Source organism: Pseudomonas sp. EMN2 (assembly GCF_009650555.1).
Lineage (GTDB): Bacteria > Pseudomonadota > Gammaproteobacteria > Pseudomonadales > Pseudomonadaceae > Aquipseudomonas > Aquipseudomonas sichuanensis.
Genome location: NZ_VZZR01000014.1, coordinates 24,531 through 45,652 on the forward strand (window position 1 = coordinate 24,531; position 21,122 = coordinate 45,652).

Annotated in this window: 14 protein-coding genes; 6 read left to right on the forward strand and 8 right to left on the reverse strand. The window is 66.1% G+C overall.

Annotated features, from left to right (window positions below):
* Positions 1–83: 83 nt before the first annotated feature.
* The 4 genes from aroQ to F6X61_RS05805 form a co-directional block, all read right to left on the reverse strand.
* Positions 84–536: a type II 3-dehydroquinate dehydratase gene (gene aroQ, locus F6X61_RS05790; protein WP_011535870.1), complete on the reverse strand. Its 453-nt coding sequence runs from the start codon at positions 534–536 to the stop codon at positions 84–86.
* A gap of 176 nt (positions 537–712) precedes the next feature.
* Entirely contained in the window at positions 713–2,476 is a 1,764-nt protein-coding gene (locus F6X61_RS05795; protein ID WP_153785785.1) for a protein-disulfide reductase DsbD, read from the reverse strand.
* A gap of 51 nt (positions 2,477–2,527) precedes the next feature.
* Complete coding sequence (locus F6X61_RS05800) at positions 2,528–4,504, reverse strand: methyl-accepting chemotaxis protein (protein WP_153785786.1); 1,977 nt, start codon at positions 4,502–4,504, stop codon at positions 2,528–2,530.
* A gap of 130 nt (positions 4,505–4,634) precedes the next feature.
* A complete protein-coding gene (locus F6X61_RS05805; protein WP_153785787.1) occupies positions 4,635–6,251 on the reverse strand; it encodes a PleD family two-component system response regulator in 1,617 nt (538 codons plus the stop codon).
* 249 nt (positions 6,252–6,500) lie between these two features.
* Between F6X61_RS05805 and F6X61_RS05810 the strand changes: the two genes are divergently transcribed.
* The 4 genes from F6X61_RS05810 (at position 6,501) to speA (ending at position 10,794) form a co-directional block, all read left to right on the forward strand.
* Positions 6,501–7,568, forward strand: coding sequence for a DUF2333 family protein (locus tag F6X61_RS05810; protein ID WP_153785788.1), 1,068 nt, complete (start codon positions 6,501–6,503; stop codon positions 7,566–7,568).
* Position 7,569: 1 nt separating this feature from the next.
* Complete coding sequence (locus F6X61_RS05815) at positions 7,570–8,106, forward strand: NUDIX hydrolase (protein WP_153785789.1); 537 nt, start codon at positions 7,570–7,572, stop codon at positions 8,104–8,106.
* A gap of 252 nt (positions 8,107–8,358) precedes the next feature.
* On the forward strand, positions 8,359–8,730 hold the full coding sequence (locus F6X61_RS05820) for a translation initiation factor Sui1 (RefSeq protein WP_153785790.1): 372 nt from the start codon (positions 8,359–8,361) through the stop codon (positions 8,728–8,730).
* Positions 8,731–8,880: 150 nt separating this feature from the next.
* Complete coding sequence (gene speA, locus F6X61_RS05825) at positions 8,881–10,794, forward strand: arginine decarboxylase (protein WP_153785791.1); 1,914 nt, start codon at positions 8,881–8,883, stop codon at positions 10,792–10,794.
* A gap of 35 nt (positions 10,795–10,829) precedes the next feature.
* Here the strand turns inward: speA and F6X61_RS05830 are convergent, their stop codons facing one another.
* The 3 genes from F6X61_RS05830 to F6X61_RS05840 form a co-directional block, all read right to left on the reverse strand.
* Positions 10,830–11,264 (reverse strand): hypothetical protein, encoded by a 435-nt coding sequence (locus F6X61_RS05830; protein WP_153785792.1) that lies wholly within the window; start codon positions 11,262–11,264, stop codon positions 10,830–10,832.
* On the reverse strand, positions 11,242–11,628 hold the full coding sequence (locus F6X61_RS05835) for a polymorphic toxin type 44 domain-containing protein (RefSeq protein ID WP_153785793.1): 387 nt from the start codon (positions 11,626–11,628) through the stop codon (positions 11,242–11,244). Before F6X61_RS05835 ends, F6X61_RS05830 begins: the two co-directional genes overlap by 23 nt.
* 107 nt (positions 11,629–11,735) lie before the next feature.
* Positions 11,736–13,070, reverse strand: coding sequence for an MATE family efflux transporter (locus F6X61_RS05840; RefSeq protein WP_153785794.1), 1,335 nt, complete (start codon positions 13,068–13,070; stop codon positions 11,736–11,738).
* Positions 13,071–13,303: 233 nt separating this feature from the next.
* On the opposite strand from F6X61_RS05840, the gene F6X61_RS05845 reads away from it, so the two are divergent.
* Entirely contained in the window at positions 13,304–18,208 is a 4,905-nt protein-coding gene (locus F6X61_RS05845; RefSeq protein WP_153785795.1) for an alpha-2-macroglobulin, read from the forward strand.
* A gap of 133 nt (positions 18,209–18,341) precedes the next feature.
* Here F6X61_RS05845 and F6X61_RS05850 read toward each other — a convergent pair whose 3' ends face one another.
* Positions 18,342–18,635 carry a hypothetical protein gene (locus tag F6X61_RS05850; protein WP_110735938.1) on the reverse strand — a complete coding sequence of 98 codons (294 nt, stop codon included), beginning with the start codon at positions 18,633–18,635 and terminating at the stop codon, positions 18,342–18,344.
* A gap of 68 nt (positions 18,636–18,703) precedes the next feature.
* Between F6X61_RS05850 and pbpC the strand changes: the two genes are divergently transcribed.
* A complete protein-coding gene (gene pbpC / locus F6X61_RS05855) occupies positions 18,704–21,052 on the forward strand; it encodes a peptidoglycan glycosyltransferase PbpC (RefSeq protein WP_153785796.1) in 2,349 nt (782 codons plus the stop codon).
* Positions 21,053–21,122 lie beyond the last annotated feature (70 nt).

Below are 21,122 nucleotides of genomic sequence, written 5' to 3' on the forward strand. Positions count from 1 at the left end.
AAGGTTCGGTCGGGGACTTAATTTGAAAACGTGTCGAAAACGTTTCTTCTGAGCCTTGGCCGGTGGGCCAAGGCCTTGTGTCATCAGGGCTGTGCGTTGGCAGCCAGGTGTTCCAGCGCAGACTCCAGGGCCAGCCGGTAACCGGTGGCGCCCAGGCCGCAGATCACCCCTACGGCAACATCGGAGAAGTAGGAGTGATGACGGAACGGCTCGCGTTTGTGCACGTTGGACAAGTGCACTTCGATGAATGGGATGCTCACCGCGAGCAATGCGTCACGTAATGCGACGCTGGTGTGGGTAAAAGCGGCCGGATTGATCAGGATGAAGTCCACGCCTTCGTTGCGCGCGGCGTGGATACGGTCGATCAATTCATATTCGGCATTGCTCTGCAGGTATTGCAGATGGTGGCCGGCGGCGCGGGCGCGCTGCTCCAGGTCCTGATTGATCTGCGCCAGCGTGGCTGCGCCATAGTGGCCCGGTTCGCGGGTGCCGAGCAGGTTCAGGTTGGGGCCGTGCAGCACCAGTAGGGTTGCCATCTGCGATTCCTTGATTTTGTAGGGCAATTCGACATAGCGCGGCGACTATGCCGCAAGCAGCGATGAGTGTCCAGTTCCCGGCAATAGCCAGCACGATGACCGAGATTCGCGCAAAGTATGTGACCAGATGATTAACTCTGGTCACTTGTTACCGGTTTTTCACCGGTCGCGGGAAGTTATAGACCGAGTTGGCCGCGCACGCGCGCCAAAACCTGTGCAAAATCGCCGGCGTTTATCTCGCCGATCACCCGATCAGCGGTTATTTCGCTGCCGTTCGCCGCAAAGAACATCAGCGCGGGCGGGCCGAACAGGCGGTAGCGGTCGAGCAGGGCGCGCTGTTCGGCGTTGCTCTGGGTGATATCGAAGCGCAGCAGGCGGAACGCGCCCAATTGTTTGAGCACAGGCTCGGCGTTGAGTACTTCGTGCTCGATCACCTTGCAACTGATGCACCAGTCGGCGTACCAGTCGAGCAGCACTGGTTGGCCTGCAGCCTTGGCCTCGGCCAGGGCCGCGTCGAGGGCGGCCGGGGTGGTGACGGTCTGCCAGGCATCGGCCTTGGCCTGGGTTGCGGCAGTGGCCGCGACCGGTGCCGGCAGCGGGCGCAGCGGGTCGCCCTGGCCGTTCAGGGCGCCGTACCAGCAGGCCAGTGCGTACACCAGCAGCGCCAGGCCGAGCAGTTGCGCCAGGCGTTGGCGCGGTGACTTGACCACGAACTCCAGGGCGCCCAGGAACAGCGCCACGCCAGCGGCCAGCAGGCCGACCAGCAGCAGGGTCAGCGGCCCCGGCAGTACGCGGCTGAGCAGGCCGATGGCCAGGCCCAGCAGCAGAACGCCAATGGCGTTCTTGACGGTGTTCATCCACGGCCCGCTTTTCGGCAGCCAGGCCGCGCCGCCGGTGGCCACCAGCAGCAGCGGGGCGCCCATGCCCAGGCCCAGGGCGAACAGTTTCAGCGCGCCACCCACGGCGTCGCCGCTGGCGCTGATGTACAGCAGCGCACCGGCCAACGGCGCCGAAACACAGGGGGAAACCAGCAGGCTCGACAGCACGCCCAGCACCGCCGCACCCAGCAGCGAGCCGCCGCGGGTGTGGTTGGCGACGTTCTCCAGGCGGTTACCCAGCGCCTGTGGCAGCTTGATCTCGAACAGGCCGAACATGGCCAGGGCGAACAACACGAAGAACCCGGCAAACGGCACCAGCACCCAGGCCGACTGCAGGCGTGCCTGCAGATTGAGGCCGGCGCCGAACAGGCCCATCAGCGCCCCCAGCACGGCGAAACTGGCCGCCATCGGCAGCACATACGCCAGCGACAGCGACAGGCCGCGCAGGCCGCCAACCTGGCCGCGCAGCACCACCCCGGACAGGATCGGCAGCATCGGCAGCACGCAGGGGGTGAAGGTCAGGCCCAGGCCGGCCAGGAAGAACAGCGCGAGGGACTTCCAGTTCCAGCCCGCTTCAGCGGTGGCCGGCAGCGTGCCGCCCTCACCCTCGATGCTCAGCCGTGCGGTTTCCGGCGGGTAGCACAGGCCCTTGTCGGCGCAACCCTGGTAGCCCACCAGCAGGGTGAAGGCACGTTGATCGGTGCGTGGCAGCTCGATGTCGAGGACGCCGTGGTACACCTCGACGTCGCCGAAGAACTCGTCGTGCTTGGCCTCGCCCTTGGGGATGTTCGGTGCGCCCAGGGTGATGTCGGCAGGTTCGGTGCGAAACTGGAAGCGGTGGCGGTACAGGTAGTAGCCGTCGGTGGCGACGAAACGCAGCTTGATGGTCTGCGCGTCTGCCTGGACCAGGCTGAGCTTGAAGGCTTCGTGTACCGGCAGGAAGTCGGCGCTGTTGGACAGCGAGGCGGCGCCGAGGGTGGCGCTGGGGCGGTTGTCGAGCAGGCCGCTGGCGAAGGCGGGGCTGGCCAGCAGCAGGAACAGCAGGAAAAACAGGCGGCGCATGGCGGACTCGCGAGGTGGAACTTGGCGGGCATCATAGCGGAGTTGGCGAGGCTATGGGCCATCGCGGGGCAAGTCGCATCGGCGCACCGCCGTATTCAACTCGCCACCCAGCTTGAGCAACTGCTCCCCCTGCTCGCGCCCTTCGCCAATGCGCTGCAGGTTGTCCTCACCCAGCTCGTGAATCCGCTCGCTGTGCCCGCGAATCTCGCTCACCGCGCCGGTCTGCTGCGCGGTCACATCGGCAATCCGCACGGCGGTGTCGGCAATGGTACGGATGGCGCTGACGATCTCGTCCAGCGCGCCATCGGCCGATTGCGCCTGGTTGGCGGTGGCCTCGGCATGCTCCAGCTGGGCACGCATGCCATCCACCGAATCGCGGGCGGCCTGCTGCAGGCGGTCGATCAGCGCCTGAATCTCGCCGGTGGCGCCGGTGGTGCGCTGGGCCAGCGAGCGCACTTCGTCGGCCACCACGGCAAACCCACGGCCCATTTCACCGGCCCGGGCGGCTTCGATGGCGGCGTTGAGGGCCAGCAGGTTGGTCTGTTCGGCAATCGCGCGGATCACCGTGAGCACACCGCCGATGGTGGCCGACTCCTCGGCCAGTTGTTCGATCATGCGGGCGTTGCCCTGTACCTCATCGACCAGCGAACGCAGCCCGGACAGGCTCTGGCCGATCACCGTCTGGCCCTGTTCCACGGCACGCCCGGCGTGGTGGCTGGCCTCGGCGGCGGCGCTGGCATCGCCGGCCACCTGCTGGATGGTCGCCTCCAGCTCGCTCAGGGCATCGCGGATCTGCGCGGTGTCGCCGGCCTGGCGTTCGGCGCCGTCGTGCAGGGCGCTGCTCATGCCGGCCAGGGCGTGGCTGCTGCCGGCCACCTGCTCGGCGTTGTGGCGGATGGTGCCGACCAACTCCACCAGATACTGGCGCAGGCGGTTCAACGATTCCTGGATATCGTGCAGTTCGCGGTTGGTCTTGCCCAGCTCGATGGCCTGGGCGAAGTCGCCCTCGGCCCAGCGCGACAGGGCTGGCGCCAGCCCGGTCAGGGTGCGTGCCAGGCGCCGTTGCAGGGTGTCGATCAGCAGGGCGATGAGCAGGATCAGGCCGATCATCAGGCCCTGGAGGATACGCACTTCGCCGGCGATCTTGCCGTGCTGGGCGCGCACTTGTGGCTCCAGCCCGGCGATGGCCTGCTGCACGGCGTCAAGACGCTCGCCGGTGCTGGCGGCGAGGGCGGCGCGCCGCTCGATCTGCTCGCGAGTGCGTTGCAGCTCGGCGGGGTAACGGTTGAGCAGGCTTTGCAGCTCGCGCTTGAGGCCAACCGCGATGTCTTCCTGCTGGGCGCTGGTTTGCGCGTCCAGGCCCATCATGGCGGCGAAGTCGTCGGCGTTGGATTCGGCGGCGCGGGTCACCCCCAGCAGCGGCAGGCCGTCGAGGGTCTGGGCCTGGGCGGCGATCAACTGCAGTTCGCGCTGCACTTCATCGGCCAGTTCCGCGCGGCCACTGCTGACCAGCTTGTCGCGTGCCAGTGACAGCCGGCCCAGGTGCAGGGTGGCGTCCATCAGCGGAGCAAGGTAGCGGCCGGCCTCGGCGCTGCCGCTGTCGCGGGCGTAGCCTGCCAGTTGCTCAAGGTTGGCCCCCAGTTCGCGCTCGGCCTGCAACAGCAGGGCCTGCGGGTCGCCGGCCAGCTTGCCGGCGGCCAGCAGTTCGTTGGCGGTGAAGGCCTGCAGGCTGTCGAGGCTCGGGCGCAGTGTGCCCGACAACTCCTCGGGCCAGTCGGCCAGGGCGGCTTGCAGTTGCTGGTTGGCTTCCACGGCGGCGGCATGGCGCAGGGCGTCACCGCTGGCCAGGTAGGCCTGGGTGTTGCGCGCGGCGTCGTTCTGGAACTGCTGCGACAGGCCCAGGTAGCGCTCCATCAGTTGATAGGGGCGCTCCAGTGCACGCTGCGACCACCACAGGGTCGCGCCCAGGGCGATGCACACGGTTACCAGCAACAGGGTGTTGAAATTGGTCAGCCACTTCAGGCGCATAGCCGCGGACTTCCTGCGGGGAGTGGAGGTAGGTGCCTGAAGTTATTGCGGTTTTATGACGAGGTGATGACGACGCGGGGTTGGCGCCAAAAATAAGTGGCACAGTGCCGGTACGGGTCGGTGGCGCGGCTTACGGCTCGACCCGCACCACGCAATTGCGCCCGGCATGCTTGGCCCGGTACAGCGCTTCGTCCGCCGCGCTGGCCATGGTCAGCGCATCGAGGCGGTCATCCAGCTGCACCACACCGCCGCTGAAGGTGCACTGCAGGTCGTGGGGCTGCGCCGGGTAATGGATTTCGGCAAAGCGCCGGCGGATGTCGTCGAGCACCTTGTGCGCGGCAGCCAGCCCGGTGTTGGGCATGACGATGGCGAACTCCTCGCCGCCATAACGGCCGATGAAGTCGGTCTTGCGCAGGCGTTGCTTGAGGAACAGCGCCAGGCTCTTGATCACCCGGTCGCCCATGGGGTGGCCATGGCGGTCGTTGATTTTCTTGAAATGGTCGATGTCGAGCATGGCGAAGCACAGCGGCTGCTCCTCGCGCCGGGCGCGGAAGCTGCAGTCTTCGAGCAATTGCAGGATGTGGGTGTGGTTGTACAGCCCTGTGAGGCTGTCGCGGACCATGCGCGCCTTGAGGTGGCGGGCACGGGCGGCGCGGTTGCGCACGGTGGTGATCAGCTGGCGTGAGCGGATCGGCTTGGTGAGGAAGTCGTCGCCGCCTTCGCTCATGGCGTCGAGCTGCTTGTCCAGGTCGTCCTCGGCCGACAGGTAGATGATCGGCACGCTGACATAGCGGTCGTTGTGGCGGATCACCTTGGCCAGCTCCGGGCCGGTGCAGGCGGGCATGTACAGGTCGAGGATGATCAGGTCGGGCTGGAAGTCGGCCAGCTCGCTCATGGTGCGGATCGGCTCGGTGAGCGTGCGGGTGATGATCCCGGCGCTGTTGAGCAGGCGCTCGGTGTGCAGGGCCTGGGCGCGTGAGTCGTCTATCACCAGCACCCGGAACGGGTCGTACTGGGTGGCGCTGGTCAGCAGTTCGACTTTTTCCAGCAGGCTGGAAGCTTCCAGGGTGCCGGTGAGGAATTCCTGGCCGCCGGCGCGCACGGCGGCCAGGCGGGTGGGGGTGTCGGTTTCGTGCAGGCTGAAGAACAGCAGCGGAATGTGCTGCTCCAACCCTTGCTGGGCCTGGGCCGCCAGTTGCAGGCCGGCGCCGGGGCCGGTGAAGTCCACGTCCATGATGATGGCCGCCGGCAGGCGCTCGCTCATCGACGCCTGGAAGGCGTTGGCGCTGAACAGGGCCTGCACGGTCAGGCCGAAGAACTCCAGCTGCTGGGCCAGACGCTCGGCGCGCTCATGGTCCTGCAGGACGATGTACACCGGTTTGCGCAGGGGCGGCAGCGGCACATTGTCGAGCTGGTCGCCCTTGCGCAGGCCGGTGCGCGACAGGCGCTGCATCAAGCGGTTGAGTTCAGCGATCAGTTCGGAGTTGAGCCGTGCGCTGTTGGCTTCGATCGCCCGCAGCGTCTGGCCGATGGCCGTGGACAGGTTGCCGTGCTCGGGTTGTTCGAAGCGTTCGGCGTAGCGCTGCAGCCGCAGGTTGGCTTCGCCCAGCTCGCCCAGGCCGGCGCTCGACCATTCCCCACGCTGCAGGCGCTGCCAGATTTCGAGGATCTGCCGGGCCTGGTGGATGACCCGCTGGGCAAAATGCTGCTTGAGGCGCTCGTGGCTCGGGTCGGCTGGCTGGGTCATGTCCTGACTGCTTGTTAGTAGAGGAGGTGCAGGTTCAGTGATGGCTCTATGCTAGCACCGCTTTTCCGACAAGCGAGTGCCCAGGGTCAACAAAGTGTTTGGGGACGATTATTCAGTTGCCGACCCGTTGGTCGCTTATACGAATGGCGGCGTCTGCTTTATAGTGCTGCCACGCGGGCTTGCCGTGGCACCCTGGCGCCAACCAGAGGTCCAAGCCCTGTACCGTCTTCACTGATCAAGGACAATGCCATGCTGGATTGGAAAAACCGCGAGGCCAAAGCCGAGCCTCGCGAGCGGGTGCAAGCCCGTGGCTCGGCCACCCGTAGCTATCTTGGCGGCCTCTGGAGCCGCGCCTTGGGGACCCTGATCGGTCTGTACCTGCTGGTCTGCCTGGGCCTGGGCTGGTACTGGAGCGAGGAGCCGGCACTGTTCCCGGTGCAGCAGAATGCCCAGGCCGCTGCCGAGCGCAACGGCCAGCAGATGGTGGTCGGCTACACCACCGTCGAAACCCTCAAGACCGTGGCCGGCACCCTGCTCGACAAGCCGGGTGGCTACATCTCCAACGACCGCTTCCCGCCAGGGCTGTGGATGGACAACATGCCGAGCTGGGAATATGGCGTGCTGGTCCAGGTTCGCGATTTGTCCCGCGCCTTGCGCAAGGACTTCGCCCGTTCGCAGTCGCAGTCCACCGAAGACGCCGACCTGGCCAAGGCCGAGCCGCGCTTCAACTTCGACAACAAGAGCTGGATCCTGCCGTCGAGCGAGTCGGAGTTCGAAGAGGGCATCAAGTCGCTTGGCCGCTACCAGAACCGTCTGGCCAAGGGCGACCAGGGCGCGATCTTCTATACCCGTGCCGACAACCTCAACAACTGGCTGGGTGACGTCGCCACCCGCCTGGGTTCGCTGTCGCAACGGCTGTCGGCCAGCGTTGGCCGGGTCAAGCTCAACAACACCCTGAAGACCGAGTCGGTGGCCCCGGGCCAGGCGCCCCAGGTCGATGAAGAAGTGGTCGAAACCCCGTGGCTGCAGATCGACAACGTGTTCTACGAGGCCCGTGGCCAGGCGTGGGCGCTGTCGCACCTGCTGCGCGCCATCGAGGTCGACTTTGCCGACGTGCTGGCGAAGAAGAACGCCACGGTCAGCGTGCGCCAGATCATCCGTGAGCTGGAAGCGTCCCAGGAAGCGCTGTGGAGCCCGATGGTGCTCAACGGCAGCGGCTTCGGCATGTGGGCCAACCACTCGCTGGTCATGGCCAACTACATTTCCCGGGCTAACGCCGCGGTCATCGACCTGCGCCAGCTGCTGTCCCAGGGCTGACATGACCATCAGCCCTGAAGAGGTCGCGCACCGCGCGGCCTCCGACGCCGAACGAGTGGCCTGGGTGGATGACCACGACCAGCCGCTCGGCGCCTTGCCGCGGGCCGAGCTGCGTGAGCGCGGCCTGATCGGGCGCTGTACCTTCATCCTGCTGTTCAACAGTGCCGGCGACTTGTGCGTGCACCGGCGTACCCTGAGCAAGGCACTGTATCCCGGGTATTGGGATGTGGCGGCGGGGGGGATGGTCGGGGCTGATGAAAACTATGCCGAGTCGGCTGCCCGAGAACTGGAAGAAGAGCTGGGGGTGAGCGGCGTTGCGTTGCGCTTCCACGAGAAGTTCTACTTCGACCAGCCGGGCAACCGGCTGTGGTGCGCGGTGTTTTCGGCGGTGTGGGACGGGGCGCTGCGCTTGCAGCCCGAAGAGGTGAGCGAGGCGCGGTTCATCCCGGTCGAACAGGCCGAGCTGGAAAGTGCGTCACTGCCCTATTGCCCGGACTCGCTGGCGGCGTTGCAGCGCTACAAGGCTGGCCTGATCTGACCGATCGCGGGGCAAGCCCGCTCCCACGTCGTGGCTTGACCACGTGGGAGCGGGCTTGCCCCGCGATGAGGTCGCAAAACATTCGTAAATTGGCGCAATCCTGTACTTAGCAAGCGCCTGATTTATCGTTACACTGCGCGCCCTTTTCGGGCTGCCGCACAACCTTGCGGCAGTAGCGCCGCCCCTGCCAGAGTGGGGCTTCGCGGTCGGCTCCCGTCGGCCAGTTTTTGTCCTCAGCACAGAGGCACAAAAGTGACCAAGAAAGCTTCTTCCTTCGCCGCCCTTGGCGGTCTCGTTTACTCCACCGATGCCGGTCGGCACTGCCCTGACTGTGGCAAGCCGGTGGACGCCTGCATCTGCAGCCAGCACGTCATCCCCGAAGGCGATGGTATCGCCCGCGTACGCCGCGAAAGCAAAGGCCGCGGTGGCAAGACCGTCACCACGATCACTGGTGTGCCGCTGCCCCTGGACCAGCTCAAGGAGCTCGCCACCGCCCTCAAGCGCCGCTGTGGCACCGGCGGCGCGCTCAAGGACGGGGTCATCGAGATCCAGGGCGACCACGTCGAGCTGTTGCTCGGCGAGCTGACCAAGCAGGGTTTCAAGGCGAAAAAGTCCGGCGGCTGAGGCCGTCACGGGATTTTTGCCCAAGGCTTTCTAAACTCGGTTCTGTGCGCGCGGTCTACCTGCGGGCACGGACGAATCGTCATTTTCAGCTTCTACACTGCGCCCGCCCCTTGCGGGGCAGTGTCTTCGACTTATCCATAGGGGACTTGAATGTCCGTACGACGCACACGCAAAGACGATGGTAGCCAATGGACCGTGGCGGACAGCCGCAGTGTTTACGGCATCCGCCATTGGGGCGCGGGTTATTTCGCCATCAATGAAGCCGGGCGCGTCGAAGTGCGCCCCAACGGCCCGGGCAGCGCCCCGATCGACCTGTTCGAACAGGTCGATGAACTGCGCCAGAGCGGCTTGTCGCTGCCGCTGCTGGTGCGCTTCCCGGACATCCTGCAGGACCGCGTGCGCCAGCTGACCGGTGCGTTCGACGCCAACATCGCGCGCCTGGAATACCAGAGCCAGTACACCGCGCTGTACCCGATCAAGGTCAACCAGCAGGAGGCGGTGGTCGAGAACATCATCGCCACCCAGAACGTTTCCATCGGCCTGGAAGCCGGCTCCAAGCCCGAGTTGCTGGCGGTGCTGGCGCTGGCGCCGAAAGGCGGCACCATCGTCTGCAATGGTTACAAGGACCGTGAGTTCATTCGCCTGGCACTGATGGGCCAGAAGCTCGGCCACAACGTGTTCATCGTGATCGAGAAGGAATCCGAGGTCGCCCTGGTGATCGAAGAGGCCGCCGAGCTCAAGGTGAAGCCGCAGGTCGGCCTGCGCGTGCGCCTGTCGTCGCTGGCGTCGAGCAAGTGGGCCGACACCGGTGGCGAGAAGTCCAAGTTCGGCCTGTCCGCCGCTCAGCTGATCTCGGTGGTGCAGCGCTTCCGTGAGGCCAAGCTGGACCAGGGCATCCGCCTGCTGCACTTCCACATGGGCTCGCAGATCGCCAACCTGGCCGACTACCAGCACGGTTTCAAGGAAGCGATTCGCTACTACGGCGAACTGCGCGCCCTGGGCCTGCCGGTGGACCATATCGACGTCGGCGGTGGCCTGGGCGTCGACTACGACGGCACCCACTCGCGCAACGCCAGCTCGATCAACTACGACATGGACGACTATGCCGGCGTGGTGGTCGGCATGCTCAAGGAGTTCTGCGACGCGCAGGGCTTGCCGCACCCGCACATCTTCTCCGAGAGTGGCCGTTCGCTGACCGCGCACCACGCCATGCTGGTGATCCAGGTGACCGACGTCGAGAGCCACAACGACGAAGTGCCGCGCATCGAGAACAAGGAAAGCCTGCCCGAGACCGTGCAGTGGCTGGCCGACCTGCTGGGCCCGACCGACATCGAGATGGTCACCGAGACCTACTGGCGCGCCACCCACTACATGGGCGACGTGGCTGCGCAGTACGCTGACGGCAAGCTGACCCTGGCCGAGAAAGCCCTGGCCGAGCAGTGCTACTTCGCCGTGTGCCGCCGCCTGCACAACTCGCTCAAGGCCCGCCAGCGCTCGCACCGCCAGGTGCTGGACGAACTGAACGACAAGCTGGCCGACAAGTACATCTGCAACTTCTCGGTGTTCCAGAGCCTGCCGGACACCTGGGCCATCGGCCAGGTGCTGCCGATCATCCCGCTGCACCGCCTGGACGAAGAGCCGCTGCGCCGCGCGGTGCTGCAGGACCTGACCTGTGACTCCGACGGCAAGATCAACCAGTACGTCGACGAGCAGAGCATCGAGACCAGCATGCCGGTGCATGCGGTCAAGGAGGGCGAGGACTATCTGCTGGGCGTGTTCCTGGTCGGTGCCTACCAGGAGATCCTGGGTGACATGCACAACCTGTTCGGTGACACCGACTCGGTGAACATCTACCAGAATGCCGATGGCAGCGTGTACCACGCCGGTATCGAGACCCACGACACCATCGAGGACATGCTGCGCTACGTGCACCTGTCGCCGGAGGAGTTGATGACTCACTACCGCGACAAGGTGGCCAGCGCCAAGATCAGTGCGCGCGAGCGGACCCAGTTCCTGGATGCGTTGCGCCTGGGGCTGACCCGGTCTTCGTACTTGTCCTCCTGATATGAACCAAGGGGCCGCATAGCGGCCCCTTGGTTTTATTGCTCAGTATCGGCTGTAGCGGTGAGCTCAATGATGACGGGAAGCGCTTTTTCACCTTCCTTGAGAAGGGCAATGCTCGTGTATCGATAAACAGTGTCATGGGTTCGAGCTTGTACTTTCAGACCCTCGACTTTTTTAACTGCGTCTGCTTGTTTTGTGATCAGGAAAGGAGAGCGTTTCCGAAGCTCTTCGAGTATCAGATGCTCGTTTTCTTGGCGGTTGGCAATGAAATACAGGTAAGTTAGCGGTACTGTCGCGCCACTGCTATCGCTCAGTACTTCATAGATAGCGCTATGGGTGCCGATGGGGGTTGAGCGAATCAGCTTGTCCAACCGTGGTTCTGCTGTCGGGATCCAGATCCATAGGGCTTGTGCCAGTGCTACCCCTCCCAACACTCCAGTCAGCCATTTAATAGCCCAACGATTTTGCATAGTCGATACCTGCCTGGATCCACTCTTGGTCGCTCGGGTCATCGCCATACGGCACGTCTCCCCACCAATTACCGAAAGCTGGATTACTTGTTCCCGCACGTCCTTGGGCCCATCCCGCTCCCCTCAACAAGGTCTCTGGTGAAATTCCAGCAGCCGTCCCGCATGCACCGTAATTGAAATTTCCGAATGCTTCGTACTTGCGGCCGTGTTGCTTGTAATCCCATTCGCCGCGGTTGCGTACTTTGCTATAGAACCACGACAAGAGAAATGCAGTGCCACCGTTTTTGAAGTAATGCCTTTCCATGCTGGCCGAGTGAAGATTACTGGTAATGGATACCCCTGGCGGGGCTGGAGGAGGGTACATGTTGGCTCCTTGCTCAATGTTTTATAGGTGATCCCCTCCGTGGGACTTGCGTTTTGAGCTTCTTGGACGTCTGAGTCAATACCATATACTTTGCAATTTGTTTGCTTTTACACCCACTGTTTCTTGAGCATCAACCGCCACCCCACCCATCCCAGCGTCACCGCCCGCAACGCCATGAACAGCAAGAAGGCCAACCACAACCCATGGTTGCCCAACCCGCTCAACCCCAGCGCAAAGGGCAGGGCGAGCAGCACCGACACCAGCATCGCATTGCGCATCTCCCGCGCCCGCGTGGCGCCAATGAACAACCCATCCAGCAAGTAACTCCACACCGCGATCAGCGGCAGCAGCGCCAGATACGGCAAGTACGGATACGCCGCCTCACGCACGCTGGCGATATCGGTTTGCAGGTCGATGAACAAATGCCCGCCCAACAGGAACAGCACGGCAAAGCCCAGGCTGACGATCAGCGACCAGCCGCAGGCCACCACCAGTGCACGGCGCAGGCTGTCGCGGTCGCGCGCGCCAATGGCATGGCCGCACAGAGCCTCCACCGCATGGGCCAGGCCGTCGAGGGCATAGGCGGTGAGCAAAAGGCCGTTGAGCAGCAGGGCATTGGCCGCCACCGTCGCCTCACCCAGGCGCGCGCCCTGCAAGGTCAGCAGCAGGAACACCAGTTGCAGTGCCAGGCTGCGCAGGAAGATATCGCGGTTGACCGCCAGCAGCGGCCGCCAGGCCTGCCAGCGTTGCAGCGCGGCCCAGGCAATGTGCCCGGGGTAGGCGCGCAGCGCCGGGCGGGTGAGGGCCAGGCCCAGCAGCGCACCGCTCCATTCGGCGATCACCGAGGCCCGGGCCGAGCCGATCACGCCCCAGTCCAGGCCCAGCACGAACCACAGGTTCAGGGCGATGTTGAGCAGGTTGGTAGTCAGCAGGATCGCCAGCGGCGCCCGGGCGTTCTGGGTGCCGAGGAACCAGCCGACCAGGGCGTAGCTGGCCAGGGCTGCCGGCAGGCCGAACAGGCGGGTGTGGAAGAAGGCTTCGGTGGACTCGTGCAAGGCGGCACTGGGCTGTATCGCCTGTAGCGCCAACTGGCTGAAGGGCAGGGCCAGCAGGCCGATCAGCACGGCGAACGCCAGTGCCAGCAACAACCCCTGCACCAGCACCTGGCGCAGCGCAGCGCCGTCGGCACGGCCGGCAGCCTGGGCGGCGAAGCCGGTGGAGCCCATGCGCAGGAAACCCATCAGGCCGACCATGAAGGTGAACAGCGTGGCGCCGACGGCCACCGCGCCCAGCTGATGGGCATGGGGCAGGTGGCCGATCACCGTGCTGTCGACCAGCGCCACCAGTGGCACCGAGATGTTGGACAGGATCATCGGCGCGGCCAGGCCCCAGATCTTGCGGTGGGTGGGGCGGTGGTGCCAGGCGGTGGACAGAGGGGGCATGCGGGCTCCTGCGTGAGTGCGGTATTGCAATCGCGGGGCAAGCCCGCTCCCACGAGTGACATCAGCATGGCGTGGGAGCGGGCTTGCCCCGCGATTGCCGAACGGATTGTACCGGCCCGGCAACCAATCGGCGCGAACAGGGTCTCACTTGCCGCGCGCGGTCGGGTAACCCCGGCAGCGTTGCGCTATAGTTGCCCCCCTCACGTACACGCTGCCGAAGAGTTCACTCTCAAATGCTCAACAAAGGATTGTTGCTGGCCTGCGCGCTGGCCCTGCTCAGTGCCTGTGATTCCTCCACACCGGAGAAACCACAGGCGCCTACCGAAGCCGCCACTGCTGCCGCGCCCGCCGAAACCAAGGCGGCCAAGCGCGAAGACCCGGCGGTGCTCGCCAAGCGCTACGCCGGCCGTGAACTCAACGTGCTGGATGTCTCGGAAGTGCAGCTCGACGGTGCCAGCACCCTGTCGGTCAGCCTGTCCGCGCCGCTGGACGCCAACCAGGACTTCGCCGCCAAGCTGCACCTGGTCGACACTGTCAAGGGCAAGGTCGACGGCGCCTGGGAGCTCTCCGACAACCAGATGGAGCTGCGCCTGCGCCACCTGGAACCGCAGCGCAAGATGGTCCTGACCATCGACAAGGGCCTGCTGGCGGTCAACGGCAATGCGCTCGCCAGCGAATCGGTCAGCCGCTTCGAAACCCGCGACATGCAGCCCACCGTGGGCTTCGCCAGCCGTGGCTCGCTGTTGCCGACCCGCCTGGCCGAAGGCCTGCCGGTGATTGCCCTGAACGTGCCCAAGGTCGATGTCGAGTTCTTCCGGGTCAAGCCCGAGATGCTCTCGACCTTCCTGGCCAACTGGGGCCGTAACAGCAGCCTGTACTACTACCAGTCCAAGGAAACCCTGGACATGGCCGAGCTGGTCTACGGCGGCCGCTTCGACCTCAACCCTGCGCGCAACACCCGCGAGACCGTGCTGCTGCCGATCGCCGGGATCAAGCCGTTGCAGGAGCCGGGGGTGTACCTCGCCGTGATGCGTGCCTCGGGCACCTACGACTATTCGCAGCCGGCGACCCTGTTCACCCTGAGTGACATCGGCGTCTCTGCCCACCGCTACCGCGACCGCCTGGACGTCTTCACCCAGGCCCTGGAAGGCGGCAAGGCCCTCAAGGACGTGACCCTCGAACTGCACGACGACAAGGGCAAGCTGCTGGCGCAGGCCAAGACCGACGGCGACGGCCACGCGCAACTGCCGATCACCGCCAAGGCCGACACCCTGATCGCCACCCAGGGCGTGCACACCACCCTGCTGCGCCTGAACACCGCTGCGCTGGACCTGGCCGAATTCGACATCACCGGCCCCCAGGCCAACCCGCTGCAGTTCTTCATCTTCGGCCCGCGCGACCTGTATCGCCCAGGCGAAACCGTGTTGCTCAACGGCCTGTTGCGCGACCAGGACGGCAAGCCGGTCAAGGCCCAGCCGGTCAGCGTCGAAGTGCGTCGCCCGGATGAGCAGGTGAGCCGCAAGTTCGTCTGGGAGGCCGACCAGAACGGCCTGTTCCAGTACCAGCTGCAACTGGCCACGGAAGCCCCAACCGGCCGCTGGCAACTGCTGCTGGACTTAGGGGGTGGCCGCAAACAGGTCTACGAATTCCTCGTCGAGGACTTCCTCCCCGAGCGCCTGGCGCTGGAGCTCAAGGGCAGCGGCAAACCGCTGTCGCCCGAGCAGACCGCCACCATCCAGGTCAATGGCCGTTACCTCTACGGCGCCCCGGCGGCCGGCAACCGCCTCAGTGGCCAGGCCTACGTGCGCCCGCTGCGCGAAGCGGTGAAGGCGCTGCCGGGCTACCAGTTCGGCGCGGTCACCGAGACCGAGCTGAACCAGGACCTGGAGCTGGACGAAGTCACCCTCGACCAGGCCGGCAAGGCCCGTATCGATATCGAAAGCCGCTGGAGCGAAGCGCGTTCGCCACTGCAACTGACCGTGCAGGCCAGCCTGCAGGAGTCCGGAGGCCGGCCGATCACCCGCCGCCTGGAACAGCCGATCTGGCCCGCCGAGCGCCTGCCGGGCCTGCGTGGCTTGTTCGACGGTGAAGAGACCGACGGCGACGGCCCGGTGGAGTTCGAGTTCCTGGTCGCCGACCAGAACGGTAACAAGCTCGCCGCCAACGACCTCAAGGTGCGCCTGATCCGTGAGCGCCGCGACTACTACTGGAACTACTCCCAGAGCGACGGCTGGAGCTACAACTACAACGAAAAATTCCTCACCCAGAACGAGGAGACCATCAGCGTCAAGGCCGGCTCCACCGCCAAGCTGAACTTCCAGGTGGAGTGGGGCCCGTACCGCGTCGAGGTGGAAGACCCGCAGACCGGCCTGGTGTCGAGTGCGCGTTTCTGGGCGGGCTACCGCGCCCAGGACAACGCCGAAGGCGGCGCGGTGCGCCCCGACCAGGTGAAGATCGCCCTGGACAAGCCTGCGTACAAGGAAGGGGGTACTGCCAAGGTCACCGTCACTCCACCGGCCGCAGGCTCCGGCTACCTGATGATCGAGTCCGCCGACGGCCCGCTGTGGTGGCAGGAAATCGACGTGCCGGCCGAAGGCAAGACCTTCGAGGTCGAGCTGGACAAGAAGTGGGCACGCCATGACCTGTACATCAGCGCCCTGGTGATTCGCCCGGGCGAGCGCAAGGCCAATGCCACCCCCAAGCGCGCCGTAGGTGTGCTGCACCTGCCGCTGGACCGCGCCGAGCGCAAGCTCGCGGTGAGCCTGCAGGCGCCGGAGAAGATGCGCCCTAAACAGCCGCTGACCGTGAAGTTCAAGGCCGTCAACGCCGACGGCAGCGTGCCCAAGCAGGTGCATGTGCTGCTGTCCGCGGTGGACGTGGGCATTCTCAACATCACCGACTTCAAGACCCCCGACCCGTTCGCCAGCCTGTTCGGCCGCAAGGCCTACGGCGCCGACCAGCTGGACATCTACGGCCAGCTGATCGAAGCCGGCCAGGGCCGCCTGGCCAGCCTGGCATTCGGTGGTGACGCGGCCATGGCCAAGGGCGGCAAGCGCCCCAACACCACGGTGACCATCGTTGCCCAGCAGAGCCTGCCGGTGACGCTGGATGAAAAGGGCGAAGGCCAGGCCACGGTCGACATCCCCGACTTCAACGGCGAACTGCGCCTGATGGCCCAGGCCTGGACCGAGGAGCACTTCGGCATGGCCGAAGGCAAGACGGTGGTGGCCGCGCCGCTGATTGCCGAGCTGTCGGCGCCGCGCTTCCTTGCCGGTGGTGACCGCACCAGCCTGGCGCTGGACCTGGCCAACCTGTCTGGCCGCCCGCAGCAATTGGCGGTGCAGGTGATCGGTGAAGGCCAGTTGAATCTGCTGGGCGGGGCCCAGCAAAACGTCACGCTCGGCGAAGGCCAGCGCACCATCTTGATGATCCCGGTACAGGCCCAGGGCGGCCTCGGCCAGGGCAAGGTGCGGGTGCAGGTCAATGGCCTGCAACTGCCGGGCGAGCCGGCCAACGCCTTCGAGCGTGAATGGACCCTGGGCATCCGCCCGGCCTACCCGGCGATGCTCAAGCACTACCGCGTGGCCCTCAAGGACCAGCCGTGGAGCCTGCCGGGCAGCGACCTGGCCGAGTTCGAGCCCGCGGGCCTGGAGGCCACGCTGGCCTTGTCGAGCCGCCCGCCGCTGAACCTGGCCGAGCAGATCCGCGCCCTGGAAGCCTACCCCTATGGCTGCCTGGAGCAGACCACCAGTGGCCTGTACCCCTCGCTGTACGCCGATGCCGACAGCCTCAAGCGCCTGGGCATCAAGGGCGAGCCGGCCGATGTGCGCAAGCGCAAGATCGAAATGGGCATCGAGCACCTGCTGGGCATGCAGCGCTACAACGGTAGCTTCGGCCTGTGGAGTTCGGACAGCGAGGAAGAGTACTGGCTGACCGCCTACGTCACCGACTTCCTGCTGCGCGCCCGCGAGCAAGGCTACGGGGTGCCGGCCGAAGTCCTGAAGAAGGCCAGCGAGCGCCTGCTGCGTTATGTGCAGGAGCGCAACCTGATCGAGGTCGACTACAGCCAGAACGCCGAACACACCCGCTTTGCCGTGCAGGCCTACGCCGCACTGGTGCTGGCGGGCAGCCAACAGGCGCCGCTGGGTGCCTTGCGCAGCCTGTTCGACCGGCGCAGCGATGCCCGCTCCGGCCTGCCGTTGGTGCAACTGGCAGTGGCGCTGGACAAGATGGGTGACAAGCCGCGTTCGCAGCAGGCGTTGCAGGCGGGCTTGGCGGTCAGCCGCAGCAAGGGCTGGATGGCCGACTATGGCAGCGCGCTGCGTGACCAGGCGCTGATCCTCGCCTTGTTGCAGGAGAACAACCTGGCGGGTAACCAGGTCGACCAGCGTTTGTTCGCGCTGTCTGACGAGCTGGCGGCCAACCGCTGGCTGTCGACCCAGGAGCGCAATGCCCTGTTCCTCGCCGGCCGTGGCCTGCTGGGCAAGCCGGAGGGCAGCTGGAAGGCCCGCCTGGACAGCGCCGGCGAGGTGCGTGAGTTCAGCAACAGCGATTCGGGCATGAAGCTCGAAGGCCCGCTGCTGGCCTCGCCACTGACGGTGCAGAACGAAGGCAGCGACACCCTGTACCAGCAGCTGACACTGTCGGGCTACCCGCGCCAGGCCCCGGCCGCCAGCGGCAACGGCCTGGAAATCCGCCGCGAGTACCTGGGCATGAATGGCCAAGCGCTGGATGTACGCAGCCTGCGCAGTGGCGACCTGGTGCTGGTGCACCTGGCGCTCAAGGCCCAGGACCGCGTGCCGGATGCTCTGGTGGTGGACCTGCTGCCGGCGGGGCTGGAGCTTGAGAACCAGAACCTGGCGCAGAGCGCCGCCAGCCTGGACAACGCCAGCAGCGCGGTGAAGCAGTGGCGCGAGTCGATGCAGAACGCCAGCGTAGTGCACCAGGAGTACCGCGACGACCGCTACGTGGCGGCGCTCAAGCTCGACAGCTACGGCACCACCCACCTGCTGTACCTGGCGCGTGCGGTGACCCCGGGCAGCTACCGCATCCCGCCGCCGCAAGTGGAGTCGATGTACCGGCCGAACGTGCAGGCAGTAGGCGAGAGCCAGGGCGAAATGGTGGTGCGCGCTCGCTGAGGCAGCACAGGAAATAACTCGTGGGAGCGGGCTTGCCCCGCGATAGCGTGATATCAGGCGACGATGCCGTTCCTGCTTACGCTATCGCGGGGCAAGCCCGCTCCCACCTAGGCCCGCACTCACAGGCGTATCGCTAGTGCACCACCCAACTCAACACCCACAACCCCAGCAACGCCCAGATGATCCCGAGAATGATCGATGCCCGCATGAACGCGCGCACCGCCGAGTACAGCAGCATCAGGCCAACGATCAGGGCAAGGATGCTGACCAGCGAAGTGTCCATGCCCAAGGTGCGTGCCAGGCCATCGATGAAGTTGCCACCGGCATTGGCCAGCAGGTTGAATAACCCGCTCAGGCCATCGACGATGAAACGGATCACCGACCCCAGTACCTGGCCCAGCCACTCGAAAAAACCTTCTACATGCATAGTTGCTTCCTGATGAACGAATCGGTGGTTCCAAGCCTTTGGCCATCACCCGGCCCGGTCGGTTCCCGATGCCAAGCTTAGCCCGGCCACGCCTGATGAGCGTCCTGCGGCGCGGCGCCGTCGGCCTGTTGCTGGTCATCGCCCTGTTGTGGTTGGCCGACCGCATCTGGCCGCTGCCGATGCCGGGCGACGACCTGGCGCGGGTGGTGCTGGCCGAGGATGGTACACCGCTGTGGCGCTTCGCCGATGCCGATGGCGTATGGCGCTATCCGGTCAGCCCGGACGAGGTTTCGCCGCTGTACCTGGAGGCTTTGCTCGGCTACGAGGACCGTTGGTTCTATCACCATCCAGGGGTCAACCCCATGGCCCTGGCCCGTGCGGCCTGGCTCAACCTGCGCGGCGGGCGCGTGGTGTCCGGCGGCAGCACCTTGTCGATGCAGGTGGCGCGCCTGCTCGACCCACATGACCGTACCCTGGCGGGCAAGCTGCGCCAGCTGTGGCGCACGGCGCAGCTGGAGTGGCACCTGTCCAAGCGCGACATCCTGCAGATCTACCTCAACCGCGCACCCTTCGGCGGTACCTTGCAGGGGGTGGCGGCCGCCAGTTGGGCTTACCTGGGCAAATCACCGAAACACTTGACGCCGGCCGAAGCCGCGTTGCTCGCGGTGTTGCCCCAGGCGCCGAGCCGGTTGCGCCCCGACCGCCATCCGCAGCGCGCCCAACGTGCCCGCGACAAGGTGCTGCAGCGCCTGGACGAATACCAGGTGTGGCCGGCACAGCGCATTGCCGAGGCGCGTGAGGAGCCCTTGCTGCTCGCCCCGCGCCAGGAACCGGCGCTGGCGCCGCTGCTGGCCCGGCGCCTGAACACGCCGGACAGCCCGCCATTGATCCGCACCACCCTCGACGCCGCCCTGCAGCGGCGCCTGGAAGACCTGCTGCTGGGCTGGCGTGCGCGCCTGCCCGAGCGCACCTCGGCGGCGCTGCTGGTGGTGGAGACGCAGAGCATGGCGGTACGTGCCTATCTTGGCTCGATCGACATCGGCGACGAGCGCCGCTTCGGGCATGTCGACATGATCCATGCCCTGCGTTCGCCCGGCTCGACCCTCAAACCCTTCCTCTATGCCATGGCCATGGACGATGGCCTGATCCACTCCGAGTCGCTGCTGCAGGATGTGCCGCGGCGCTATGGCGATTACCGCCCGGGTAACTTCTCCATGGGCTTCAGTGGCCCGGTGTCGGCCAGCTCGGCGCTGGCGCTGTCGCTCAACCTGCCGGCGGTGCAGTTGCTCGAAGCCTACGGGCCGAAACGCTTCGCCGCACAGATGCGCATGGGCGGCGTGCCATTGGTATTGCCACCCTTGGCCGAGCCGAACCTGTCGTTGATCCTCGGGGGGGCCGGCAGCCGGCTGGAAGACCTGGTCGGCGGCTATGCCGCCTTCGCCCGTGAGGGGCGCAGCGCGAAGATCCGCCTGCAACCGCAGGACCCGCTGCTGGAGCAGCGCCTGCTGTCACCGGGTTCGGCATGGATCACCCGGCGTATTCTCAGCGGCCTGGCACGCCCTGACCGCGACCCCCACGCCGAGCTGGTGCAGCGCCCGCAACTGGCCTGGAAGACCGGGACCAGCTATGGCTTTCGTGATGCCTGGTCGGTGGGCGTCGGCCCGCGCTACCTGATCGGCGTGTGGATCGGCCGCCCCGACGGCACGCCGGTACCGGGCCAGTTCGGCCTGGCCTCGGCGGCGCCGCTGATGCTGCAGGTGCACGACCTGCTGAGCAACCGTGATACCCAGCGCGGCATCCGCCTGCCGGTGGAAGCCGTGCCGGACTCGGTGGGCGTTGCGGCGATCTGCTGGCCGCTGGGCCAGCCGATGAACCGCCAGGACCCAAACTGCCGCCGCCAGCGCTTCGCCTGGACCCTCGACAACACCACGCCACCCACCTTGCAGGCCGCCGACCAGCCGCTGGGCCTGGGCCTGCGCGACAGGGTATGGGTCAACGACCAGGGGCTGCGCGTCGATGTCGGTTGCCCGGGCGCCAAGGCCCGTGACATTGCCCTGTGGCCGGCACCGCTTGAGCCCTGGCTGCCGCGCATCGAACAGCGTGCGGCGCGGCTGCCGGCCGTGGACACGAGCTGCCCACCGCAGGTGGCGGCCAGCGCACCGCCGCTGTCGATCGTTGGTGTGCGCCCGGGTGACAACCTGCGCCGCCCGGCCACCAACAGCGAGCCGCTGCAGGTGCGGGTGTCGGCGCTGGGCGGTGGCGGGCAGCGCTGGTGGTTCATGAATGGCCAGCCGCTGGGCGAAACGCGCGGGCAGGACAGCTTGCTGGTGCGCTTCGAACAGGCCGGGCGCATCGAGCTCAGTGCGCTGGACGAGAGCGGCGAAACCGCGCGTGTGGAGTTCCAGGTCAGCGAGTGATCCAGCGGGGCCTGGCCTGGTGGCTGATTGCAATCGCGGCACCTACGCTTGCTGTGGCGGGGGTGAGCAA